The following is a 24,099-nucleotide window of genomic DNA, read 5'->3' as shown; positions in this document are numbered from 1 at the left end:
TTCACCCTATCCTTCGGAGAAAGCGACGTCCATGGCCGCGCAGATCTTGGCTACGGCTTCCTGGATGTCCAGGTCGGTGTGGGCGCTGCTAACGAAACCCACCTCGTAGCCGGAGGGACCTAAATACACTCCGGTTTGGAGCAGCTCGTGGTGAATGGTCTTGAAGTAGGTCATATTGGCAGGGTCGATCTGATCGGCCCGCTCTATGCGCTCGTTTCCAAACGCCAACCAGAAGATGCTACCCACGTGGGGAACGTGAAGGGGATACCCCTTTTCCTTGGCGTAGCCTGTTATCCGGTCGGCCATCGCGGCCGTCCGCTCGGCGAGTCCTTCGTAGAAACCGGGCTCCAGACACAGTTCCAGCGCGGCGAGACCGGCCGCCATGGCTACCGGGTTGGCGGACAGGGTTCCGGCCTGGTAAACCGGTCCTACGGGCGCGATATAATCCATGATTTCCTTGCTGGCTGCGTAGGCGCCAACGGGGAATCCACCTCCGATGACCTTTCCGAAGGTGATGATGTCGGGCTGGACGTTGTACAGCCCGGCCGCGCCCTCGAAGCCGACGCGGAATCCGGAGATCACCTCGTCGAAGATCAACAGTACGTCGTGTTTCCAGGCTTTGATTCGCAGGCACTCCAGCCAGGATTTATCCTGGATCAGCAAGCCGTTGTTGGCCGGAATGGGCTCGACGATGATGCAGGCGATCTCGCCGGCATGCTCGGTGAGGGTACGTTCCAGCAGGTCGCGATCGCCGAGGGGCAGCACCAGCGTATCGCGCGCGACGCTTTCCGTCACACCGGCGGAGGAACTCGTACCCAAGGTGGCCAGCCCGGATCCCGCCTTCACCAGCAGGTTATCCACGTGGCCGTGGTAGCAACCGTCGAACTTGACGATCTTGTTTCTGCCCTTTACCCCGCGGGCCAGCCGCAGGGCGGACATGACGGCCTCCGTTCCGGAGCTAACGAAGCGAATGCGCTCCACGTACCGGTGGTTGTCGAGGATCAGTTTCCCCAGTTGATTGCCAAGCCGGTTGGGTGTACCAAAGCTCGTACCCTTCACGACCGTCTCGATCACCTTTTCCCGGATGTGGGGGTTATCGTGGCCATGGATCAGCGGCCCCCAGGAGCAACAAAAATCCAGGAAGCGATTTCCGTCTTCATCGGTCATGTGGCTGCCGTGACCTTCCCGGATGAAGAGGGGCGGGCCACTGACGCTGCGGAATGCCCGCACCGGTGAATTGACCCCGCCCGGAAAATACTCCTGGGCCTCGGCGAATAAATTGGCGGAGGTGTCTCGGGGGATGCGCTGCTCAAATGCCATAAGCTCTGGGATGAAATTTGCGCAATGTTAGCGCTTCTCCGCTCGGCGGGAGTCTGCCAGAAGTAAAGATGCCGGTTACCCCGTGGGCATTTCGTCCCGAATCGCGTTAGGCGGTATCAAGTGCCCGTCCTTTGGAGCTTGCAACTATATTGTTATACCTTACCGGTAGCTACCGGTATTTTCCCCAGTATTTGAGTTTATCCTACCTAACATATGTCAGCGCCCCATATTTTGCTGATTGAAGACGATCCCATGGAGGCCGATCTAGCCATCCGGACGTTAAAAAAATTCCTCCCGGAATTACTCGTTACTCACCTCGAAAATGGCGTGGCGTTGTCGGACTACCTTGCCAACGAACCGGACGAGCACATCCGCCTGGCAATCATGGACCTGCACATGCCCGGGATGGGGGGGCTGGATTTCCTGGAAAGCATCCGAGTACGGACCTCCCCCTTGGGCTTTCCCGTGGTAATATTCAGCTCATCGGAAGACAGGGATGAAATTACCCGGGCTTACGTCCTGGGAGCTTCCGGTTTCGTGACCAAACCCGTGGTGTTCTCCGATTACCGTACCGCCATCGAGCATATGCTTAACTTCTGGTTGCTGACGAACCGGCTAACGTGACCATCGCATCGCGTCGGTTTGTCTTTCATGTCAGCAAATTTCACTGCATCGGGTCCAGCCGCCCCGCGTAAGCTATATTACGCCCCTACCGGCAGTTGCCGTTAGGACTTATTTACACCAAACGATGCAAGGACTTTGGAGAAGACTTACTACGGCGGTCATATTCGTCGTGATCATGATTTCGGGCATGTATACCGGTCCCTATACGTTCAATGTCCTCTTTCTGGTCATTGCCGGCGGTTGTCTCTATGAGTTTTTCGGCATGACCCTCGACCGCCACACTCGCCGCGATCGCGTGCGCAAAGCCTTTGGCGTGGCCGTTGGCCTACTCCCCTTTTTCCTAGTCAGCTCCCTATCCCTCGGTTACGTCAGCGACCCGGCAACGTTTATCCAGTTGTCCAGCCTCCTGTTCGCTCCCTTCATCTTCACGGTGTTCATTTACGAGCTCTACAGCAATAGCCAGGAGCCCTTCGTCAACATCGCCTACATCATTCTCGGGCTGTTCTACATCGGCATCCCCTTCGCACTCGTTGACTTCATCGCCTTCGACGGGCGCACCTTTTACTACCGGATCGTCTTCGGCCTGCTGCTGCTCACCTGGGTCAACGACACGGGAGCCTATTTAGCGGGCAGCAAATTCGGCCGCACCCCGCTGTTCCCCCGTATTTCCCCGAATAAGACCTGGGAAGGCACCATCGGCGGCGCGCTTACCTGCGTGCTGTTCGGCTATTTTCTGCACTTGGTCTTCGACGAGATCAACCTGATCCAGTGGCTGGTACTCGCCATCATCGTGGCCGTATTCGGCGGCTTGGGCGACCTGGTGGAAAGCATGCTCAAACGCAGCGTCGGAGTCAAGGACAGCGGTAACCTGCTGCCCGGGCACGGCGGGCTGCTCGATCGCTTCGACGCCTTCATTTTCGTCATCCCCTTCGCCGCGGCCTATATCCTTTATCTCAGGTAACGGGGCGGGCGCCGGGGCGCGGGTGCGAAGTCAGACCGGAGCCACGAGACCCTGCTTCCGGCTAAACACCAGGTAAAGCACCCCGCAGAGTAGCCAGGCCGGCAGGGTTACGAACGACAGAAAAACGCCGAACTGGACGGAAATGAAGTAGAAGAGCCCGAAGCTGATCGCCCACGCCCAGAAGACGGCCGGATTGTAACCGCGACCGGTTTGGGTTTCGTAGTCCGGCAAGGTTCCCGCGCTCCGGCGCCCAAAAAAATGTTGGAAAACAATAACCGCGCCAACCGGTGCCAGTATGAAGCCGTAGAGTGCGACGAAGTCGAGCAGTTTCATGGCAAAGGCGGGAAAGAGTCCGGCCACGGTTGCCACGGCACCTGCGAGGACCACGCCCGTAGCGGCGCTCGCTTTTCGCCCGGGAAGAACGGTCTGAAAGGCGAGCCCGGCCCGGTAGATGGTGGGGTTAGCGGTGGTCCAGCCGGCCAGTACAACAGCGAGAATACCGAACCAGCCGATGGCATTGAAGGCTAAGGGGCCCGGCGCTACGGTAGGCGCATCGCCATTCGCAAGTACGGCCTGGGCCTCGGGCGTGCGCAGGTACACGGCATACAGTAGTGCGGCGGCGATCCAGGCCATGTAGTGACCTACGTACATACCGGCAGCCGTGGTCCAGCCAGCGCTGGGTTTGCGGGCGAAGCGGAAGACCGAAAGATCCGACATCCCGATGTGCATGGCAGCGTTAGCGAACCACGACCAGATGGCGACGTGCCAGAAGGTATACTTGATGTTGCCACCGATGGGATCGGACCCCTCCCCCCAGATATTCCAGAATTCCGAAAAACTTCCGATGCCGAGCTGAAACAGGGCTACGATGCCGGCGATGAGAAAGCCCAGGACGATGACCGGCGACATATAATTAGCCGCCTTCGCTACGGTATCGTAACCCCGGGCGGCTACCAGGGTGATGATGGCACCGAGGACGAGCACCACCGCCACGTAGGTGAAACTGGTCGGCATCGTATCGGTTAGCAGGGGCATTTCCATGTCGAGCGGCACCCCGACCGCGGTGGCCGATACCGTGATCATGGAACCGGCCAGGAAACAGAAAAGAACCCCGTTGGCCACGTTGTAAAACTTGACCAACTTGCGACCGCAGAGCTTTTCCAGGTGGTAATACAGTGTCAAGCGATACTTGGTAGCGATCTCGGCCGTCAGGAAGCGCCAGCTTAGTACGGCCATAAAGTTTCCGACCAGCAAGCCAATGATCAGGTCGAAGGCGCTCACCCCGGTGGTAAGAAAGAGCGGGCCGATCACGAACTCGGTACCGGCGGCATGTTCGCCGGCGTACATACCGAGGAAGCTCCCCCACCCTTTCCATTTTGACCGGGGTACCGGCTCGCGTTCGTACTCGCCACCGGCAATCTCTTCGATGATCTCTTCCTGGGTTTCATTCTGTAGCATGAGCGACTGGTTGGAGTAGGTAAGCGATATTGGGCCGTAGCGCCCTATGCGCCGGCCTGTTTGATGATGAAGGGCTGGTGTTTCTTAAGCCCGTAGTTTTTCTTCAGGAACTTGGAGTTCAAATCCTGGTCGGAGATACAAATGGCCGCCCCGAGGGCGGATCCCAGGCTGGCATCGGTGGTGTGCAATTCCAGCTCCCGGAAACGGTGGGAAAGCAGTTGGATGAAAACCTCGTTGTCGCTGAAGCCGCCGTCGATGAATAAGGTCTTCACCGGGTGGCGCCCCATCGCGGTACGGACGCTTTGGGCCTGCAACTCCACCAGCTCCATGACCAAGTGGTGGTAGGCATACGCGTAGGTAGCGGCCGGAATGGTAGTCACCGGGGGGTTATCGGGATAGTCGATCTTTTCCAGGTGAAACCAGGGCGTAAAATCCCGGGAAATGGCCTGGTACATCCCATAATCGAAGGGAACGGTACGGTGGCGGGCCGGGTCGACCCCGAAGTACTCCGCCAGCCGGGTTACTTGCCGTTTGTACTCTTCCCCGAGGAACAGCCGGGCGGCCTTCACTGGCTTACCGTCGATGCGCATGTAGTTGATGCAGTTCTGATGCAGGTCCGTTGCGCTCAGTAAGCCACCGGCGAAGGGATTGAGGGAGATGCTCCACGTCCCCGTGGAAATGAGTACGAAAGGGTTCCGCTCACTGCGGATGTAGGGCAACAGGGCCGCGGAGCTATCGTGGATCCCCACCCCGATCTTCATCCGCCGACCGTTATAATTCATGTTGATGCTCGTTTCGGTCGAAACGATCGGGGGGAACACGCGGTGCAGGTTTTCGGCGTATACCCAGTCGTGGTAATCCTGCTTACCGTAATCCCACAGGGCCGTGTGACACCCGATACTGGTGTATTCACTGATTGGTATCCCGGTGAAGACGTAGCTCAGGAATTGCGGCAGATGCAGGCTGTACTTGATGCGGGAAAAGACTTCCGGCCGGCGGTGCTTCAGCCAGTAGAGTTGCATGCCGCTGTTGAGCATGCCGTCGTTGGAGGAGCCGGTACGGGCGGTAAAGGCTTCCTCCGGCCCGTAGCGTTCGTAGAATTGGTCGATGACCGATTGGTCCATCGGCTTGGTATAGTTGTAGAGCGGGGTAACCACTTCCCCATCGCCGTCGAGATGGACGAAACTGGCACCGTAGGAGGAGAAGTTGATGGCCGTTACGTCGAACACCTTCGCCTCGAGGATGCGGTCGAATACCTCCCGCAGCCACAATTGGATGGCGGGCAAATCCTCGGTGGGGTACCCGTCTTCATCGACGGTTTCGGGGAAGCAAACGTATTCCCGGTGTACCTCCCGGTAGTCCTCGTCGAACAGAAAGAACTTTTTGTTCGTGCGGCCGATATCGAAGACGGCGGTAACGCGTTGCTGCTGCATCTTACAATCCGGTAGCTACGGTGTGCTTCCCGCGTTCCTGGATGAGCTCCCGACGTACCTCGAGGTCGCGGTAGGCCCGCAGTGGATGCAGGGCACCACCCCGACTGAGGCGGGCACGCTGCACTAGCGGCCGGACATCGGTACGAAAGGCATCCTGCAGCATCTCCTGAGCCATGACTACGTCGTGTTCCCGCTGCGTCGTGGTCAGCTGGTCGTGGTCGATCAGCAGCGCCTTGGCGTAGGCTTCCTGGATGGCCTCCAGCGACTGGATCAGGTCTTCCAGCGGGTCCTTCACATTGTGGCTGGCATCGATCATCCAGGCCAGATCCGGGTTTTGCGGGTTGTTGCGCATCCCGTACACCAGCTCGTTGAAGATCAGGAAGAGCGCGTAGGGCTTGATACTCCCTACCGTCAGATCGTCGTCGCCGTATTTGCTGTCGTTGAAGTGGAATCCGCCCAATTTGCCCTTCAGCATCAGGGTGGAGACAATTTGCTCGATGTTGCTGTTGGGCAGGTGATGACCTAAATCGACCAGCGTATAGGCCCGGTCACCGCAGGCGTTCGCCAGCATGAAGCTCGTACCCCAATCCTGGATAACGGTACTGTAGAAGTTCGGCTCGTAGGGCTTGTACTCGATGAAAAGCTTCCAGTCCTTGGGCATGCCGGCGTAGATCTGCTTCAGGCTGTCTTCGGTCTGTACCAGTCCGCGCTGGAAATTGCGCTGTCCGGGGAAGTTGGTACCGTCGGCCAGCCACACGGTCAGGCTTTTGGACCCCAGTTTTTCCCCGATTTCGATGACCCGCAGGTTATGCTCGATGGCCTGTCGGCGTGCCGCCTCGTCGGTAGCGCTCAGGGACCCATGCTTGTACGACTGCTCCGCGCCGGGCTGATCCTGAAAAGTATTGGAGTTTATCGCATCGAATCGGAGCCCGAGGGTAGCGGCGCGCTCCCGGACGGCCGCGTAATCCGTTGGCGTATCCCAGGGAATGTGCAGGGAAATGGCGCCAGCGGTTTGGGTGAGGGCGTGCAGGATACCGACGTCGGCGATCTTGTCCTCCAGGCTTCCCGGCTCCCCGTGAAAGGAGAAACGGCCGAAGCGGGTCCCACCGGCCCCGAGGGCCCAACTCGGTATGGCTACCTGAAAGTCGGCCAGGGCATCGACTACTCTATCGACATCCATCCCCTTCGAGCCGAGCCGGTCGGACAGAAAGCGAAAATCTTCGTTGTGGCGATCCAGGTGGCGCTGGTCGTGGGCGCGGATTTGGTCTTTTTCTAGTTGCATGGTCTTTTCTTTTAGGGGCTAAGGGCGTAAGGGGCTAAGGAGTTATGGGCCGAAGTCACTTTCCCTAGCCTCTTGCCCCCCTAGCTCCTTATCAGATCTAGCGGACGAAAGCGTTCGCCATGCCACCGTCCACGTTCAGGATGTTACCGGTGGACTTGTCGAGGAGGGTGAAAGCAAAGACGCCGTCGGCAATGTCTTCCGGACGGATGATGCGGTTGAGGAGGTTGCGCTTGGCGTAGTGGGCGGGCAGTTCGTCTACCGTGATACCGTAGGCCTTGGCGCGCCCTTCGGCCCATTCGCCTTCCCAGATCTTACTGCCGATGATGACGCCGTCGGGGTTGACGGTATTTACCCGTACGTCGAAGGCCGCTAGTTCCGCGGCGAGCAGCCGGGCCATGTGTTGCTGGGCCGCCTTTGCCGTACCGTACGCCACGTTATTCGGTCCCGAAACGAGACCGTTTTTACTGGCGATGGGGATGATGTCGCCGCCGAGTCCCTGGTTCTTCATGATATCGGCGCCGGCTTTGGCCAGCTCGAATTGTCCTTTGACGAGGACGTTCTGCAAAATGTCCCAGTCCTTGGTGGTGGTTTCGTGCAGGGGTTTGGAGATGGCGAGGCCGGCGCTGTGGACCACGATATCGACGCCCCCGAATTCCAGGCAGGCCTTGTCGAAGGCACCCGCGATGGAAGCGGAATCGGTGACATCACACACGGCGTAGGTTGCCTGATCCTTGTCGTAGGTGGTTACGGCTTGCTGCAACCGGTCTTCGGCGATATCGGTCAGTACCACGACGGCTCCCTCGCTGGCGAGCTTATCGGCGATGGCCTTGCCGATGCCCCCGCCGGCACCGGTGACGAGCGCAATCTTCCGGGACAGGGGCTGCTCCTTGGGCTGGCGCTGAAGCTTAGCTTCCTCGAGCAGCCAGTATTCGATGTCGAAGGCTTCCTGGCGCGGAAGCGAAGTGTAGGAGGTTATGGCCTCCGCCCCTCGCATTACATTGATGGCGTTCACGTAGAACTCACTGGCAACGCGGGCGGTCTGCTTGTTCTTAGCGAAGGTAAACATGCCAACGCCGGGATAAATGATCACTACGGGGTTGGGGTCACGCATCGCGGGACTATTTGACCGTTTGTGGGTCTCGTAGTACTGCCTGTATTGCTCCCGGTATCCGTTGAAGGCGGGCTTGAGTTTGGCTAGCAGGGCTTTTGGGTCGGAGACGTCCTGCTGGGTTTGCAGGTCGAGCACGAGGGGCTGGATTTTCGTCCGGAGGAAGTGGTCCGGACAGCTGGTGCCCATCGGGGCGAGGCGCTGTAGGTCGTAGCTGTTGATAAACTGTAAAACGGCGTCGCTGTCGGTAAAGTGGCCCACCATGCGACTATCCGAGGAAGCCAATCCCCGGAGCAAGGGCATGAGCTTGGCGGCCTTGGCTTTGCGTTCCTCCGCCTTTAACGGGCTGACTTTTTCGCCACCGAATACACTCCCCTTTTCCTTGACCTTGCGCTCGATGTACTCCGAAGCCATTTCGATGACCTCGAGGCTATTCATATAGCATTCGTAGGAAGTATCCCCCCAGGTGAATAGTCCGTGGCTGCCCAGCACGATGCCCCGGATACCGGGGTTCTCGGCCAGTGCCTTTTCCAGTTGCAGGCCGAGGTCGAAGCCGGGCCGTTGCCAGGGTACCCAGGCCATGCTGTCGCCCCAGATGTCGCGGGTCACCTGCTGGCTGTTCTCGGCCGCGGCTACGGCGATCACGGCATCGGGGTGCAGGTGATCGATGTGCTTGAAGGGAAGGAGTCCGTGCAGGGGGGTATCGATGGAGGGTGCCCGGCTGTCAAGATCGTAGATGGCGTGATTGAACAGGCCGACCATGCGGTCTTCGTCGGTCAGGCCGCCGTATACCTTCTTCAGGTCGCGCAGCCGTCCGGTGTAGAGGCCGGCGATCCCGGCCCGGTTGAGGGTACCGATGTCGCCGCCGGAGCCTTTGATCCACATTACCTCGACTTCCTCGTTGGTTAGCGGGTCCTTCTCGATGGTTTTGCAACTGGTGTTGCCACCGCCGTAGTTCGTGATGCGCAGATCGGACCCGAGAATATTGGATCGGTACAAAAAGAGGGCTACCTGGTCGTCACCGAGCTTGGCGGCTTGTTCCTCGTCCCAGAGGTAGTCAACGTATTTGAATTGGGTGGTTGTGGAACTCATGCTTGGCTTTAGTTACGATTTGTGCGTTAAGATAGTCGGGCGGTGCGCTAACCGTATCCTGTACTGTCGGGGCGGTATTCCGGAACGGATTGTTCTGGCCCAACCGAAGCATCCGGGGCTTGTGATAGCTGCTTGAGCAGGTTACCTTGCCCTTCGATAACACCTTTGGCACCCGCGCCCCGGCGCCCCCACCCTCCGCAGCCCCGTTCACCGCATGCAAATAACCGATCACTTTCAAATCAGCGAGGAGTCCCGCATTCCGAAGTACCAGCAGATCGTCAACGGCATTATCGACAACATTGCCGGCGGGAACTTCCGGATCGACGATAAGATCCCGTCCATCAATGCGCTCAGCGAGACCTTCGATCTCTCCCGGGATACGGTGGAAAAGGCCTACAATATCCTCAAGGAGCGGAACATCATTACTTCCGTCAAGGGCAAGGGTTTCTACATCACCCGCACCAAGTTGCTCTCCAAGGTTAACGTGCTTTTCCTGATCAACAAGCTGAGTTCATACAAAATGCGGATCTACAACAGCTTCGTAAGCCGGGTGGCCGGGGTAGCCCATACCGATCTGCACGTGTACCACTGCGACGAAACCATCTTTCTCAGCCTGCTGTCGAGAAACCTCAATGCCTACGATTACTTCGTGATCATGCCCCACTTTAAAACTCCGGAACTAGCCCACGCGAGTTATACCCCGGAGGTGTTGGCAGCCGTAAACCAGATCCCGAAAAACAAGCTGATCGTGATGGACAACAACCACCTGCGGTTGGAGGGAGACTACGCGGAGGTCTACCAGGACTTTCAGGAGGACATCTACGAAGCGCTGAAACAGGGGCTAGAAAACATCCGGCGGTATGAAAAGCTGATCATGGTGTACCCCCAACAATCGGTCTATCCCTACCCGAAACGGATATTACACGGCTTCCGGAAGTTCTGCGTCGAATTCGAGTTGACCTTCGAAATCATCGACGAAATCTACGACGACACCATTCTGCACCGTGGCGACCTGTTCATCGTCATCGTCGAATCCGACCTGGTCAACCTGGTGAAGCAGATCCGCGACAAGGAATTCGAACTTGGGAAAGACGTAGGGGTCATCTCCTACAACGAAACCCCGTTGAAGGACCTCCTGGGTATTACCGTGGTATCCACCGACTTCGATGCGATGGGAATCATCGCCGCCGACCTGATGCTGGACCGGCGGGTGGAAAAGGTAAAGAACCCCTTCCGGTACATCGAACGGGAATCACTTTAAGGACCACCGCATTCACCAATCGCGGTCGGGAAACGGAACTTTTTAGGCCGCCAACACCTAGTGACTGAGAAAGCGAGTAATCGGTCCAAGGCGATTATCCCAATATATTTCTGAATAATGGGAAATAACCCCTTATAGTATCCCCTTAAGCTAAATGGTGAAATATAGTTTCGTCAATGAATTGTAATATTAAAGCGCGCGGTGGCAATAGTAAAACTATTGATATTGCTAGGTATTCTATTCCCAAAGATCATCAGCTATGGCAAGCCACCTGGTATTTTTGGTCACGACCCTCATCCTATCCTTTTCCTCGGGTATTGACGGTCAGTCCGATGCACCGGTCATGCCGGTACGCACCCATGCCACCGTTGCAGGACTACCATTGGGCCAAATGGCGGAGACCGAACTCCTGATCCGGGCCGGCCGGGTGGATGAGGCCGTGGCCCTGTTCGATGCCATGTTGGCACAGCAGCCGGATTGGGTTCCCGCCCTCACCGCCAGGGCCAATTTGCTCCACCGGCTGGGTCGGGCAACGGAGGCCCGTCGCGACCAGGACCGTGCGATGCAGCTGAACCCCATAGCGGCAAGATTTTACGGCGCGAAGCGAAATTTTTCCTTACTCCCGTTTATCGCGCTCTACCCAGCGGATTGGTTTGACGGCCGGTACTATCCGGGACAGTCCTCCACCCGCCCGGCACAAACTCCTTCGCCCACGGAATACCGCGCGGAGCGGGTACGCCATCTCGACGTTGATGCGCACGACCCCATTATAACCTTTCTCCGGATGAAGGCTACGGGCGATGAGGGGGTGCTACGGTTGTCCGCCCATGGCTTCGCTATCGATCAGAGCGAGCCGTGGCGGGCCATGATGATGGGCAACCTGGCCCTGCTCAGGCAGGATCTGTATCAGGCGCTCCAGTATTACAACGATGCCGAACTGAGCGGTGGCAACTGGCCGGAGTTACGGTACAATCGGGGGCTGGTGGAGATCCTGCTCAACAACCTAACGAACGGCTGCGCCGATCTGCAGAGCAGCCAGCAAGCGGGTTACCCGCCGGCCCTGGAAATGCTTACCGGTCTCTGTACCTACTGATATTTTCTCATCAACCACAAACCCGTTAGCCATGTACCGATCCTTTAACCTACTCCGTGTTATTGCGATTTCCATACTGCTCTCCAGCTGTGCCGTCGTCCGGGAGGGCGAAGTGGGCGTGGTGCGCACGCTTGGAAAATACCGCGATACGCCACTGACCCAGGGGGTGAAAGTATTCAACCCCCTGACCTCCACCGTCGTCAAGGTCAGCACCCAAACCGAAAATATGGAGGTAGAACTTAATCTTCCCTCTAAGGAAGGACTAAATATCCGCGCCGAGATATCCATTCTCTACCACCTGGAAGGCAAACTCGCACCGGATGTCTTGCGGAGGATCGGTCCGGACTTCGAGCGCGCCGTCATCCTTCCGGTCTTCCGTTCCGCCGTAGCTGACGTTTCCGCCCGGTACTTCGCCAAGGATATGCATACCGGTCAACGGGCCATCATCGAGGAGGCAATTAAGGAGCAGATGGAAACCAACCTGGAAGGTCGGGGTATCTCCATCGAAACCGTCCTGGTGAAGTCGATCCAGCTGCCCAACAACCTGGCCAGGGCCATTGAAGAAAAGCTCGAAGCGGAGCAGCAGTCGTTCCGTATGGAATTCATTCTGAGCCAGGCCCGGCAGCAGGCCGAGCAGCGACGGATCGAAGCGGAAGGCATCCGCGACGCCCAGCTGATCATCGCCGAGGGATTGACTCCGGCCGTCCTCCGCTACAAGTCCATCGAAGCCTTCCTCCAGCTCGCCCAATCGCCCAACGCCAAGATCATCGTTTCCGACGGCGACCTGCCCGTAATGATCACCGAGGAGGGGAACCTGACGGCGGCCAGCCGCTAAGCCCAGTGCCTATCCACCCGCATCACCCCGACGTAAACACCTAAACTAGTGTGACATGCCTTAAGCTGTTGTATTCCTTCATCACCGTTTCATTTGGGGTTATCGGCGCCACTCCCTGCGAGTGGCGCTTTTTTTTTGCGGTACCCGATGCCCCCCCGTTTGCTATTCCGAACAGCGGGGGGCTACCTTACGGTGGCCTACAAATGGAGACCCACTTGGGGGAAAGCGGCGAGTCTTCCCTTAAAGTAACGTTACAAGTACACCAACGCAACTAACTGGGTATATGATAAGAAAGGCATTCCGTATGACCGTTTACCCCGATCGCACCGAGGAGTACGAAGATCGGCACAACCCCATTTGGCCCGAGCTGGCCGAAGTACTGCACCAACACGGGGTAAGCAACTATTCCATATTTCTCGACCCCCAGACCAACGCCCTCTTCGGTTACGCGGAAGTTGCGTCGGAAGCCCAGTGGGCGGCTATTGCGACCACCGATACCTGCCGCAAATGGTGGAAATACATGGAACCGCTGATGGAAACCCATCCCGACGGCAGCCCGGTGAGCCACGACCTGCGCGAAGTTTTTCACCTCGATTAAGGCCTTTTGTGGCCCGGTACCCGAGGTATATTTTTTGCGCCGGAGCGCGGGTGCAGTACCTTCTCGGCAAAGTCGATACATGCGGTACCTGATCCTACTCCAATTCTACTTTTTGCTCCTTCCCGCGGTACGTAGCCAACCCGCCGATACCACGGATTATGCCGCTTTGGTGAATCCCCTGATCGACACCCACAAGTCGCGCTGGTTCTACTTCAGCTCCGCCAGCCGGCCCTTCGGAATGGTCAACCTTAGTCCGGACACCCAGCTCCGCGGCAGCTGGGAAAGCGGCTACCTCTACGACAGCACTTCCGTTAAGGGCTTCAGCCACATCCATGGTTGGCAGATCTCCGGCATACCCGTCATGCCCGCCACGGGCGAGATGCGCGGCCATCACGGACCGGACGATTACCAGTCGCCCTTCCGCCACGACACCGAGGAGGTTAGCCCCGGCTACCACCGGCTCTACCTAGATCGCTACGGCATCACGGCGGAATTGACCAGTACCACGCGGGTGGGGATGCATCGCTATGGCTTCTCGAACGACGGGAAAGACCGGTACCTCTACTTCGACACCGGGACTTTTCTGGCGCACGACTCCACCCTGTACTCCGAGGTCCGCCTAGTATCGGACACCGAGATCGAGGGCTTTGCGGTGATGGGCCCGACCAACCGCCGGCCGAAGCCCTTCACCGTGTACTTCGTCGCGCGCACCGATACGCCAATGAAGGCCTTCGGGGGCTGGGTGAACGGACAGCCGCTTCCCGGCCGGATCAGTTCCGTGGGCGGAAAGGACGCGGGGGCCTACCTCAGCTTCGCGGATACCCTGCAGCGCCTGCAATTGAAGGTGGCCCTATCCTATACCTCCGTCGGCGGGGCGCGGCAGAACCTGGTCCGGGAGCTCGATCACTGGGATTTCGACGCAGTGGTGGAGGATAGCCGGCGGGAGTGGAACGAAGAACTGGGAAAGATCCGGGTCACCGGCGGCTCCAAAGCACACCGGGTAAAGTTCTATACCGACCTGTGGCACAGCCTGCTGGGTCGCCGGATCGTCAGTGATTTTGATGGCAAGTACGCCGATAATACGGGGGAGCAAACCATCGTGCGGACGATGCCCCTCGCCGAAGACGGTAGCCCCCGCTTTCCCCACTACAACTTCGACGCCTGGTGGGGCAGCCACTGGTCGCTCAACATCCTCTGGGCCCTGGCCTACCCGGAGCGGATGGACGGCTTCGGCGCCACGATGCAGGCGATGTACCAGAATGGCGGCATGATCCCGCGGGGGCCTTCCGGCGGTAACTACACCTTCGTGATGATCGGGGATCCGGCGGCGTCGTTCTTCGCTACGGCGATCAACCACGGCATTCACCGCGGATTCGACGTCGATACGGTATACGCCGGCTTGCGCAAGAACGCTTTCCCCGGCGGCATCCGAGATAAGGCCGGCTACGAGCACCATACCCGCTTGGGCGGCGGCATGGACTACTACGTCAACCGGGGCTACGTGCCCGAAGGCCTGCCCGGCAACGGTTACCACAAGGACGGCGCCTCCATGACGCTGGAATATGCCTACCAGGATTGGTGTCTGGCGCAGCTCGCCCGCAAACTGGGAAAGGAGGAAGACGATGCCCTATTTACGGAGCGGTCGACCAATTATCGCCACCTCTGGGACGAGCGCACCGGTTGGATGCGGCCCCGGGAACTCGATGGCAGCTGGATGGAAGGCTTCGCTCCCGTTGCGGAGCAGGACCAGTTCAGCGCCCGGGGGTTCTGCGAGGCCAATTCGGCGATCTACACCTTCTACGTTCCCCACGATACCGAGGGGCTCATTAGGCTATTCGGCGGCCGGGAAGCCTACGTGAGCCGGCTGAACGCCAGCTTCGAAAAGCAGCAGGCAAACTGGCAGGGAGCGAACGACAAAAACCATGCGGTCAACTGGGTCGACTACGCCAATCAGCCCAGTACCGGCATGGCCCATCTCTTCAATAAGGCCGGCGCTCCCTGGTTGAGCCAGAAGTGGGTACGGGCCGTGAAGGAGCGGTACGCGGATACCGACCCTTACGGGGGCTACCACGGCGACGAAGACCAGGGACAGATGGGAGCCCTGGGCGTGCTGATGGCGATCGGGCTGTTCAGCGTCGACGGGGCCGCGGCAACCGAGCCCGGTTACGAGATCACCACCCCGCTTTTCGATGAGGTGGCTATACAGCTGAACCCCGATTACTACCCGGGAGCCACCTTCACCATCCGCACTGCCGGTGACCCTGGCCGGAACCTTTTTCTGCAATCCGCCCGGCTCAACGGCCAGGATTGGAGCCGGGTCACCCTACCGTTCGCCCGCTACCGGGAAGGTGGCCTTCTGGAATTGACCGTGGGCCCGGAACCCAACAAAGCCTGGGGTACGGAAAAGTAGGCGGCTATCCATATCGAACATAATGCCCCCCGGCCCGGCTTCTACCAAAACAGCCGTGCCGCCTCTGCGGTCATCCACGCCATGCCGAATCTCCTCTTCCCGCTTCTCCTCCTTAGCTCCTTCCTTATGCAAAATTCTAACCGCCTGTACGACTTCACTCCCGACTCCACCGATGAGTGGGAGGTAGAAGACGACGTAGTTATGGGAGGCCAATCCGAAGGCCACTTCACCGTTACCGACGACGGACACGGCCGCTTCTACGGTCACGTTTCCCTGGCGAACGACGGGGGCTTTTCCTCCATTGAGCGTGTCCTGGAAGGAGACGCCGACGTGAGCGGGGAAAAAGCCTTTACCGTCCGGCTCAAGGGCGACGGAAAATCCTACACCTTACGCGTACAGTCGAAGCGGGACCAGGAATTCATGCACGAGGCCACCTTCCCGACTTCCGGGGAGTGGCAAACGGTGACCATTCCCTTCGGGATAATGGAAGCCAAGCACCACGGCGAACCGGTCGACGTACCGGAATTCGACGGGGGGCCGGTCCACAAACTGCAGTTCATGATCGGCAACGGGAAGGAGCAGGACTTCGTGGTTTTGCTGGACTGGATCGGGGTGGCCAGCCGCTAGACATCGGATGTGTCAGGCCCTGACAAAACGTCAGACATCCGATGTGTCAGGTCGGCTAGCCACCCGCGCTCCGGCGCCCAATTAGCGGATCTCCTCCAACCGAATATCGAATACCAGGTCGGAATTCGCGGGAATAACACAGCGCTGAAATTGATCGTACCGCGGCTGGCTTCCGTAAGCGAGTTCCGAAGGAATCAACAGGCGAATTTCTCCTCCTTCTCCGATGAGTGGTACCCCCAATTGCCAACCCTCAATCACATTGGACAACGCGAAAGTGGCCGGTCCGGCGGTAGTGTTGGTCTGGTCGAAAATCTGGCCATCGGTAAAGATGCCGCGGTAGTTGGCCACGACGGTGCTCGTTTCGGTAGGCCGCTCCACCGTGCCGGAATCGACGATGAAATATAACAAGCCGGTAGTGTCAAGCTCCGAATACATTATGGTGTCCGCGGCAGCAAACGCTTCGATCGAAATCGTTTCGCTTTCGCAGGGAGGCAGCTCGATGTCATCGTCGCTACCACAGCTGGTCACGAACACGAGGACGGGTAAAATCAGTAGAAAACGCAGGTTAAACATACCATAGGGTTTTAATGGGCGGCAAAGCTACTACTTTTCCATCCCCCGCAATCGTAAGCCTTCCGACCTAATTGATTCGATTTAGCTAGCCATATATTCCCAGGCCGTCTGGTACGTCCCGCTGCGTTCGACGTACTCCAGGAAACCGCCAAAGAAGGGGTCGTTACCGATGGTGGCGCTGTCGCCGATCACTACCAGTTGGAGTTTGGCCCGCGTCAGGGCTACGTTCATGCGGCGGTAATCGGACAAAAACCCGATCTCGCTCCGGGTATTGCTGCGGACCAGCGAGAGATACACGACGGCCCGCTCGCGACCCTGAAATCCGTCCACGGTGTTGACCGTAATGTCGAGCTCGTCCAGGGTCGCCACCGCCTCGATGCGTTCCTCCGCGCGCACTACCTGCTCGCGGTACGGACTGATCACCGCCACCCGGGGCAGCGGTGCTTCGGGCGGGATACTACCGCGCAAGAGGATGAGATGCTCGATCAGCAGGTCGATCTCCCCATCGTTGTACCGGCTCTTGAACTGGGGATGCAGCTTCTCCTCGAAGCCGGTGCCCGCCGTATCGATGAAGACGACGCTCTCCTGCAGGCTCACCCCCGGTAGCGTACGCTCCGCGATGCCGGGTCCGGCCATCAGCTTACCCGCGTAGAAATATTCATTGCTGAAGCCCATGATGCGCTCGTTCATCCGGTACTGGACGTTGAGCAGCGCATTCCGGCCGTGAACGGCGAGGCACTTCTCCAGCAGCGTCACCCCGAAACCGCCCCGCTCGGCATCCTTGCTCTTGACCGTCGGAGGGAGCTGAAAGGGATCCCCCGCCAGAACGACCCGGTTCGATTTGGCAATGGGGATCCAGGTAGCCGGCTCGAGGGCCTGGGCGGCCTCATCGATGATGCAGGTCTTGAATTGGCGATCGCCGAGCACCGAGCTGGCCGCGCCTACCAGGGTGCATACGATCACCTGGGCGCTATCCAGCACGTGGTCGAGTACATGATCCTCGAGCTGGCGGGCCCAACCACTAAGCCGACCGGCTTCGGCGAAGGTCATCCCCTTGTCGCGGCCGCCCCGCATGCGCGACGCTTTGCGCCGCAGCTCGGCGGCCTCCTGTCGCAACTTCTTGATCTGCTTGGTATCCGGATGACCGGCTAACTGCACCTCCAGGGTATGCTGCATGACGTCATCCTCTACCCGGCTGATGTTGCCCGTTCGGACTACCCGGATACCCCGGGCCGCCATCCGCAGGGTGACCAGATCGGCCGCGCTGTTGCTCGGCGCACAGAACAGGACGGTAGATTCCGTTTCCACCAGTTTGCTCACCGCCGCCACCAGGGTGGTGGTCTTCCCCGTGCCCGGCGGTCCGTGGATGAGGCTCAAATGTCGGGCGGCCAGCACTTCCCGAACGGCCTCCCGCTGGCTGTCGTTGAGCTCGTACAGATCGGCCACTGCGGAATGGGGGACCGGTAAATATTCAGTGGGCCGTTCGCCCATAATCACGTCCCGGAGCTCGGCGGTCCGGTCGCCGCGGGCCGAAGCGATACGCTCCATGGCTTTGTCCATTTCCACGTAGGTGCGCTCATCGAACATCAGGTCCACCCCCACCCCGCCGCGGTTCAGCCAGGAAGGCGCTTCTTCTCCGCCCAGGATGATCTTCATCCGGTTCTTCTTGACGTACTGGATTACCCCGCTGCGCTGGGGCGATTCAGCTTCGGGTTGTACCGTAAAGAGATTGACAGAGGTACCGGCCCGGAACTGGTGGGCTTCTTCTCCCTCCCGGCTCAGGATGACGTAGGGCCGTTCGCCAATGCCGTAGTCCGATTCCAGTACCTGAACGGGATACCAGCTGTACCCCTTCTCCACTCGCTGCACCAATGGCATGGCCTGGATGACTTCTAAATGCAGGCGTCGCTCTTCCTTCCGTTCCAGATCGATCAACTCCCGCAGTCGGGCAATCTCGGCTATTTGCTTGTCCGTCATTTAACCCCAAAGGATTGGCACGCGTACAAGGTTGTGTCTAGCTGCATGACAAACGCGATAACTTTTGACAGGGCCTTGGCCGGCCAACTTTGCGTTCCGCTGACAAAAATTCAGTTTTGCCCAAATGTGCATAAAATTTGCAAATTGGGAAATCGACATTTCATTCTTTCATTTAAATCCATGAGTCATGCGTAGCAATAGCATTTTGCCCGTCGTCTCCAGATTTTTGGATGATGACTGGAATCAACTGTTCAACTGGCGAGATCGTAACTTCTCCAGCACCACCACTACCCTGCCTTCGGTTAACGTCAAGGAAACGGGTGACGAATACCTCGTCGAAATGGCGGCGCCCGGCATGAATAAGGACGACTTCACCATTGAGTTACACAACAACCGGCTGACCATCAGCAGCGAGGTACGGCACGAAGAAAAGGACGAAACCGAAAACGGCCGTTATTCCCGCCGCGAATTCAGCTATCAATCCTTCCAGCGCAGTTTCAACCTGGACAACCAGATCGTTGACGATGCGCAGATCGAGGCCTCCTATCAGGATGGCATTCTGCGACTACGACTGCCCAAGCGGGAAACCGCCCGGGAGAAGCCGGCACGGCAAATCGAAGTCGCCTAGACTGCCCCATGTTTTGTCCATGAACCAGGGTTCGACCGCTCGGTCGGACCCTTTTTATTTGTGTTAATAGGGCTTTTAACACCGGATTAAGGTATTAAAGGGAACATCACCCCCTGCACTGTGTTTTCCAATCACAAGCAAGATTTGCAACCTATAACTATAACACTATGAAGATTTTAACTACCATCACTTTATTCGTTTTTGCCCTTTTCGTTGTCAGCTGTGGACCCCAGGTTACTACCGCTCAACCTACGAACGCCGATCTGAGTAAGTACCGGACATTCGCCTACCTGCCAAATGCGGATATTGAAATGCAGGATTCCAACCTCGATCAGGAGCAAGTGAACCAACGCATTATTGAAACGGTCAACACCCAGATGCAACAAGAAGGCTACCAGATGGACCGGGATAACCCCGATCTGTTGGTGCTCATCAGCGTCAAAAGAAACCAGGAAGTAGAAACCACAACCGATCCCGTGTACGCTACCTACCCCTACGGAACCTACGGCGTCAACACCGTTAGCCCCTACTATAACAACTATTACTACAACGACTTCTACAATTACGGGTCGGTAGTGGGCTACGACACCGATACCTACAACTACACCGAAGGAACGCTGATCATCAGTCTGGTCGACCGCGAAAGCCGCAACACCGTCTGGAAAGGCATGACCTCCGAAGCCATTTACAGCGGTTCCACCACGGAGGAGATCGCGCAGTTGGTTGACGACATTTTCGACGAGTACCCCATCGAGGGCCGTGCCCGCAAATAAGTCACCCTTACCAAGACTTTGAAAAGGCTGTTACCACCCGGTGACGGCTTTTTTTTATCCGATTGCCTCGATTCGCTCTACCCAGGCGGAAGGCAACGGCGCCTTCGCTAAAGTACCGTAGTCATAGGGGACGATGACCTGCTCCGTCAGTGCCGCCAGGCGCTGGTGCTCCGCCGAAAAGATGGCCGTCTGCATAGTGAAGCGATCCGGGGCGACGGAGATCGTCCGGGTACCCACCAGCGCGGTATCGGGGTACCGCATGGGAAAAGTATACTTACAATCCTGGTACGCCAGGATCGCCCCGGTATCCCCCGGCCCAAAATCGATGTTAATACCAATGTCCCGGAAGTAAAGTACGCGCGCCGTTTCGGCCCACCGAAGGTAGACGAGGTTATTGACGTGCTGCGCACTATCCATATCCCCCCAGTGCACGGGAAAACGGTGGAGTACCCTAAAGTCGTCGGTAGAAATTTTCATAGTCCGCAAGATAGTACGGGCTCTTACTCCGGATCCTGTCGTTCGGGTGCTTCCTCGTTATCCGGTTTGCTTCCCAACATGAAAGGAGGGCGCCGGGGCGCGGGTGCAACGTAAATCACTGCCCGGTTGGGGAACTCCCATCCAATTCCAGCAGCAGGACGGCCAGCGCTTTCTCGGTTTCACCGCGCTCCAGATATTGTTGGGCGAGGCGGTGCAGGGCATTTCGCCCCCCCGCGCGTGCGGCAACAACTTCCGAAAGGGAGGAAACCGCCCGCAGCTGCTCCGCTTCCGGCAGCCGTTCCAGGTTTCCGAGCCGACCGAGATTGTTACCGGTGAGGACCTCGCTGAACCGGATGTGTTCGGGCAATCCGTCGACGCCCATCCCCATATTTCGCAACGGTTTAGGGATCTCGAAGAGGCTAGCCGGCGTTGCCCGGCAGTAGTAGCTCGCGCCCATCCGGGCTACCAGGTCGAGCTTGACGGTATCCAATACGCCGGCCTCGTCGAGCATGGCCTCATCGAGGTGAATGCGAACTACCCGCGCGACTACGAGGTTGCCGGCTCCCCCACCCTCACCGAGGGGAACTACCTGATCTACCGTGCATTCAAAACTTACCGGCGACTCCCCCACCCGGGGCGGCCTGACGATTTCGCTGGCCACCGCCGTGAAGCCGGCCTTCTCAAACTCATTGACGCCCTTTTCGTATTCCGTGCTTGCCAGCGACATCTGCTCGACCATGTCGAAGTTGACAACGTTGATCGTGACCTCCGCTACCTCCTGGACATTCGCGAGCGTATCCTTCGCGCTACCGTCCCTTCCCCGGCGAATCGGCGAAAACACCAGGATTGGCGGTACCGTACTGAAAACGTTGAAGTAGCTAAAGGGACTCAGGTTGACGCGGCCGGCACCGTCGACGGTAGCGGCACAGGCAATCGGCCGGGGGGCGACGGCAGTGGATAGCAATCCGTACAGGTCTTTGGTGGGAAGGGCGGCGGGATCTAAAGTCATGGTATCGGTTTCGGGAAATAATTTAAGCGTGATGCGGTAAGTCCGCTAGAAATATATCCGATGGAAGGTCAGTAGGGTTCATGCAGATCGGGCGGGCAAAATCGTTCCCGTCACCGCGCCGAAACCAACCCGTCGGTCTCCCTCACCGGCGTGGGCGGTCATCGTTACCGTATCCCCGTCCTGGAGAAAATTCCCTTTGGTGCCGTTCTCCGTGATTTCCAGAAGGGAGCCGAAATTACCCGCATCCGGGCCGGAAATAGTACCCGAGGCCATCAGATCGCCAATCCGGACGTTACAGCCGTTGCTGGTGTGGTGAGCGAGTTGTTGGCGCATATTCCAGTAAAGGTAGCGGGTGTTGGACCGGCATACGATCGTTTCGTTTACCGCGACCTCCAGATGGATGTCGTAGTTGTTGTTGCCTTCCGCCCGCAGGTACGGCAGGGGCGCCGGCTGTTGCGGGGGGCCGCTGGTGCGGAAGGGTGCAAGGGCAGCCATCGGTACGATCCAGGGGGAAACCGACGAGGCGAAGCTCTTGCCCAAAAAGGGTCCGAGCGGCACGTACTCCCAGTGCTGAATGTCCCGGGCCGACCAGTCGTTGAAGAGTAGCATGCCGAAAATGTATTCGTCCGTGGAGGAAATGTCAATGGGTTCCCCCAGAGTAGAATCCTTGCCGACAACGAAAGCCATTTCCAGCTCGAAATCGAGCCGCCTGGAAGGCTGAAACACAGGCAACCGCGATCCTTGTGCTATAATTTGACCGGAAGGGCGGTGAATGGGTGTGTTGCTGACGACCACGCTGGAGGCGCGACCGTGATACCCAACCGGCAGATGCCGCCAATTCGGTAACAGCGCATGCTCCGGATCGCGGAACATGCGGCCTACGTTGGTGGCGTGCTCGATGCTGGAATAGAAGTCGGTATAATCACCGACCCGTACCGGGAGGTGCATGTGTACGCCACCGATCGGTAGAAGTTCGGCGATGGATACGGGGCCTTCACGAAGCCTGCTTAGCCAGCCTTGCACCTGCGCTCTGGCGCCGTCCGTTACCTCCCGGCCCAGTGCGATGAAATCATTAAGCACGGGCCGCGAGAAGACTTCCGCGTCGAAATCGAAAACCCGCTTGGAAGCAAGGGCCGCCAGATCCAACACGTGATCGCCAATGCGAATCCCCGCCCGCGGGCAAGTACCCGGTGTGGAAAAGATGCCGAACGGCAGGTTAGCGAGCGTGAAATCGGAACCCCGGGGAATCGGTACCTCATTCATGGGCCAACCAGGATTGGTAGTACTTCCCGTCGTCAATCTTAGCGGCTTCCTCGGTCACCTGCAGCGGACGGAAGGTGTCGATCATGACCGCCAGTTCTTCGGTAGACTTCTTGCCGATGCTGCCCTCGTAGGTGCCCGGGTGCGGTCCGTGCGGTATTCCCCCGGGATGGAGCGTGAGATAGCCCGGCCCGATACCGGTGCGGCTCATAAAGTCGCCGTCGACGTAGTAAAGGACCTCGTCGGAGTCGATGTTGCTGTGATTATAGGGCGCCGGAATCGCCTGCGGATGGTAGTCGTACATCCGCGGACAGAAGGAGCAAACTACGAAGGATTTTGTCTCGAAAGTCTGGTGGACGGGGGGCGGCTGGTGGACGCGACCGGTGATGGGCTCGAAATTGTGGATACTAAAGCCATAGGGATAATTGTACCCGTCCCACCCCACGACGTCGAAGGGATGGCTGGCGTAAACCAGCTCGTGGAGCATACCCTGCTTTTTAATCTTAATGATAAATTCACCCTTTTCGTCGTGGGTTTCCAGGTCACGGGGTAACTTGTAGTCACGCTCCGTAAAGGGCGAATGCTCAAGGAGTTGGCCGAAGTGATTACGGTATCGCTTAGGCGTGTAGATCGGGTCGGTGGATTCGGCGAAGAAGATCCGATTCTCCTCCGTATCGAAATCAATTTGGTAGATCACTCCCCGCGGAATGATTAGGTAATCGCCGTACTCGAACGGGATGTTACCGAGAAACGTACGGAGGGTGCCGGTACCGCGGTGGATAAAGAGCAGTTCGTCGGCATCCGCATTCTTATAAAAGTAGGCGCGGAGGCTGTGCCGGGGCGCGGCGACGCCTACCTGAACGTCTCCGTTCACGAGTAGCGGTTTTCGGGCTTCGAGAAAATCATCGGCGGGAGCGACGTCGAAACCGATCAGCTTCCGGGCGGTGATGGTTTTCTCCTCGGCGATCCGGGGGCTCAGGTCCGTCTTTCCGTTGATCTTTCGTACCTGGGTAGGGCGACCGACGTGGTACATCAGGGAAGACATCCCATCGAAACCGACGGTGCCGAACAACTGCTCGAAGTAGAGGCTGCCGTCGTCTTTTCGAAACTGCGTATGCCGCTTGGGAGGCAGCTTACCCAGATGGTGGTAAATTGGCATGATTCAGTGACTTTGTTGTTAGGACAACGTTATTTGACCCAGAATTGTGTATAAATGGGACATCCCATCGGACATTTCCGTTTCACCTGCTTTTACCCCTCGGGCTAAATAGCAAGGCCCCCTTCCCTAGCTACCATGTAT

At 58.1% G+C, this 24,099-nt stretch carries 21 protein-coding genes; 10 read left to right on the top strand and 11 right to left on the bottom strand.

Features of this window, described 5'->3' with window-relative positions; all coding sequences use genetic code 11:
• Window positions 1–6: 6 nt before the first annotated feature.
• Complete coding sequence (gene hemL, locus CLV84_RS09355; protein ID WP_104419451.1) at window positions 7–1,320, bottom strand: glutamate-1-semialdehyde 2,1-aminomutase; 1,314 nt, start codon at window positions 1,318–1,320, stop codon at window positions 7–9.
• Window positions 1,321–1,533: 213 nt separating this feature from the next.
• Between hemL and CLV84_RS09350 the strand changes: the two genes are divergently transcribed.
• Window positions 1,534–1,944: a response regulator gene (locus CLV84_RS09350; protein ID WP_104419450.1), complete on the top strand. Its 411-nt coding sequence runs from the start codon at window positions 1,534–1,536 to the stop codon at window positions 1,942–1,944.
• A gap of 124 nt (window positions 1,945–2,068) precedes the next feature.
• Window positions 2,069–2,905 (top strand): phosphatidate cytidylyltransferase, encoded by an 837-nt coding sequence (locus CLV84_RS09345; RefSeq protein ID WP_104419449.1) that lies wholly within the window; start codon window positions 2,069–2,071, stop codon window positions 2,903–2,905.
• A gap of 30 nt (window positions 2,906–2,935) precedes the next feature.
• Here the strand turns inward: CLV84_RS09345 and CLV84_RS09340 are convergent, their stop codons facing one another.
• The 4 genes from CLV84_RS09340 to CLV84_RS09325 form a co-directional block, all read right to left on the bottom strand.
• Window positions 2,936–4,363 (bottom strand): purine-cytosine permease family protein, encoded by a 1,428-nt coding sequence (locus CLV84_RS09340; RefSeq protein ID WP_104419448.1) that lies wholly within the window; start codon window positions 4,361–4,363, stop codon window positions 2,936–2,938.
• A gap of 44 nt (window positions 4,364–4,407) precedes the next feature.
• Window positions 4,408–5,796 (bottom strand): FGGY-family carbohydrate kinase, encoded by a 1,389-nt coding sequence (locus CLV84_RS09335; RefSeq protein ID WP_104419447.1) that lies wholly within the window; start codon window positions 5,794–5,796, stop codon window positions 4,408–4,410.
• Between the two features lies 1 nt (window position 5,797).
• Window positions 5,798–7,078 (bottom strand): TIM barrel protein, encoded by a 1,281-nt coding sequence (locus CLV84_RS09330; protein WP_104419446.1) that lies wholly within the window; start codon window positions 7,076–7,078, stop codon window positions 5,798–5,800.
• A 97-nt stretch (window positions 7,079–7,175) separates the two neighbouring features.
• Window positions 7,176–9,278, bottom strand: coding sequence for a bifunctional aldolase/short-chain dehydrogenase (locus tag CLV84_RS09325; protein WP_104419445.1), 2,103 nt, complete (start codon window positions 9,276–9,278; stop codon window positions 7,176–7,178).
• Window positions 9,279–9,492: 214 nt separating this feature from the next.
• On the opposite strand from CLV84_RS09325, the gene CLV84_RS09320 reads away from it, so the two are divergent.
• The 6 genes from CLV84_RS09320 to CLV84_RS09295 all read left to right on the top strand — a co-directional run bounded on the left by CLV84_RS09320 (window position 9,493) and on the right by CLV84_RS09295 (window position 16,102).
• Window positions 9,493–10,539, top strand: coding sequence for a GntR family transcriptional regulator (locus CLV84_RS09320; RefSeq protein WP_104419444.1), 1,047 nt, complete (start codon window positions 9,493–9,495; stop codon window positions 10,537–10,539).
• A 259-nt stretch (window positions 10,540–10,798) separates the two neighbouring features.
• A complete protein-coding gene (locus CLV84_RS09315; protein WP_104419443.1) occupies window positions 10,799–11,632 on the top strand; it encodes a tetratricopeptide repeat protein in 834 nt (277 codons plus the stop codon).
• A 31-nt stretch (window positions 11,633–11,663) separates the two neighbouring features.
• A complete protein-coding gene (locus CLV84_RS09310; RefSeq protein ID WP_104419442.1) occupies window positions 11,664–12,467 on the top strand; it encodes a prohibitin family protein in 804 nt (267 codons plus the stop codon).
• 283 nt (window positions 12,468–12,750) lie between these two features.
• A complete protein-coding gene (gene rhaM, locus CLV84_RS09305) occupies window positions 12,751–13,065 on the top strand; it encodes an L-rhamnose mutarotase (RefSeq protein WP_104419441.1) in 315 nt (104 codons plus the stop codon).
• A gap of 79 nt (window positions 13,066–13,144) precedes the next feature.
• Complete coding sequence (locus tag CLV84_RS09300; RefSeq protein WP_104419440.1) at window positions 13,145–15,475, top strand: GH92 family glycosyl hydrolase; 2,331 nt, start codon at window positions 13,145–13,147, stop codon at window positions 15,473–15,475.
• A gap of 126 nt (window positions 15,476–15,601) precedes the next feature.
• The gene (locus CLV84_RS09295) at window positions 15,602–16,102 is read left to right on the top strand and encodes a CIA30 family protein (RefSeq protein WP_170067637.1); all 501 of its coding nucleotides are present in this window, start codon (window positions 15,602–15,604) and stop codon (window positions 16,100–16,102) included.
• A gap of 81 nt (window positions 16,103–16,183) precedes the next feature.
• Here CLV84_RS09295 and CLV84_RS09290 read toward each other — a convergent pair whose 3' ends face one another.
• Together CLV84_RS09290 and CLV84_RS09285 are read right to left on the bottom strand one after the other, a co-directional pair.
• Entirely contained in the window at window positions 16,184–16,675 is a 492-nt protein-coding gene (locus tag CLV84_RS09290; protein WP_104419438.1) for an FKBP-type peptidyl-prolyl cis-trans isomerase, read from the bottom strand.
• 81 nt (window positions 16,676–16,756) lie between these two features.
• Window positions 16,757–18,652, bottom strand: a complete 1,896-nt coding sequence (locus CLV84_RS09285) for an AAA domain-containing protein (protein WP_104419437.1) — start codon at window positions 18,650–18,652, stop codon at window positions 16,757–16,759.
• 187 nt (window positions 18,653–18,839) lie between these two features.
• Here CLV84_RS09285 and CLV84_RS09280 point away from each other — a divergent pair, with 187 nt between their 5' ends.
• Entirely contained in the window at window positions 18,840–19,280 is a 441-nt protein-coding gene (locus tag CLV84_RS09280) for an Hsp20/alpha crystallin family protein (protein WP_104419436.1), read from the top strand.
• A 167-nt stretch (window positions 19,281–19,447) separates the two neighbouring features.
• Window positions 19,448–20,053, top strand: coding sequence for a DUF4136 domain-containing protein (locus CLV84_RS09275; protein ID WP_104419435.1), 606 nt, complete (start codon window positions 19,448–19,450; stop codon window positions 20,051–20,053).
• Window positions 20,054–20,107: 54 nt separating this feature from the next.
• Here the strand turns inward: CLV84_RS09275 and CLV84_RS09270 are convergent, their stop codons facing one another.
• The 4 genes from CLV84_RS09270 to CLV84_RS09255 form a co-directional block, all read right to left on the bottom strand.
• Entirely contained in the window at window positions 20,108–20,530 is a 423-nt protein-coding gene (locus tag CLV84_RS09270; RefSeq protein ID WP_104419434.1) for an acyl-CoA thioesterase, read from the bottom strand.
• A 115-nt stretch (window positions 20,531–20,645) separates the two neighbouring features.
• The gene (locus CLV84_RS09265) at window positions 20,646–21,539 is read right to left on the bottom strand and encodes a flavin reductase family protein (RefSeq protein WP_104419433.1); all 894 of its coding nucleotides are present in this window, start codon (window positions 21,537–21,539) and stop codon (window positions 20,646–20,648) included.
• Between the two features lie 78 nt (window positions 21,540–21,617).
• Window positions 21,618–22,802: a fumarylacetoacetase gene (gene fahA / locus CLV84_RS09260; protein ID WP_104419432.1), complete on the bottom strand. Its 1,185-nt coding sequence runs from the start codon at window positions 22,800–22,802 to the stop codon at window positions 21,618–21,620.
• Window positions 22,795–23,958, bottom strand: a complete 1,164-nt coding sequence (locus CLV84_RS09255; protein WP_104419431.1) for a homogentisate 1,2-dioxygenase — start codon at window positions 23,956–23,958, stop codon at window positions 22,795–22,797. The genes fahA and CLV84_RS09255 overlap by 8 nt, the downstream gene beginning before the upstream one ends.
• Between the last annotated feature and the right edge of the window lie 141 nt (window positions 23,959–24,099).

This window comes from Neolewinella xylanilytica, assembly GCF_002934605.1.
Lineage (GTDB): Bacteria > Bacteroidota > Bacteroidia > Chitinophagales > Saprospiraceae > Neolewinella > Neolewinella xylanilytica.
Note: the sequence above shows the minus strand (reverse complement) of the source record. Positions and strands in the feature narration are given on the sequence as shown.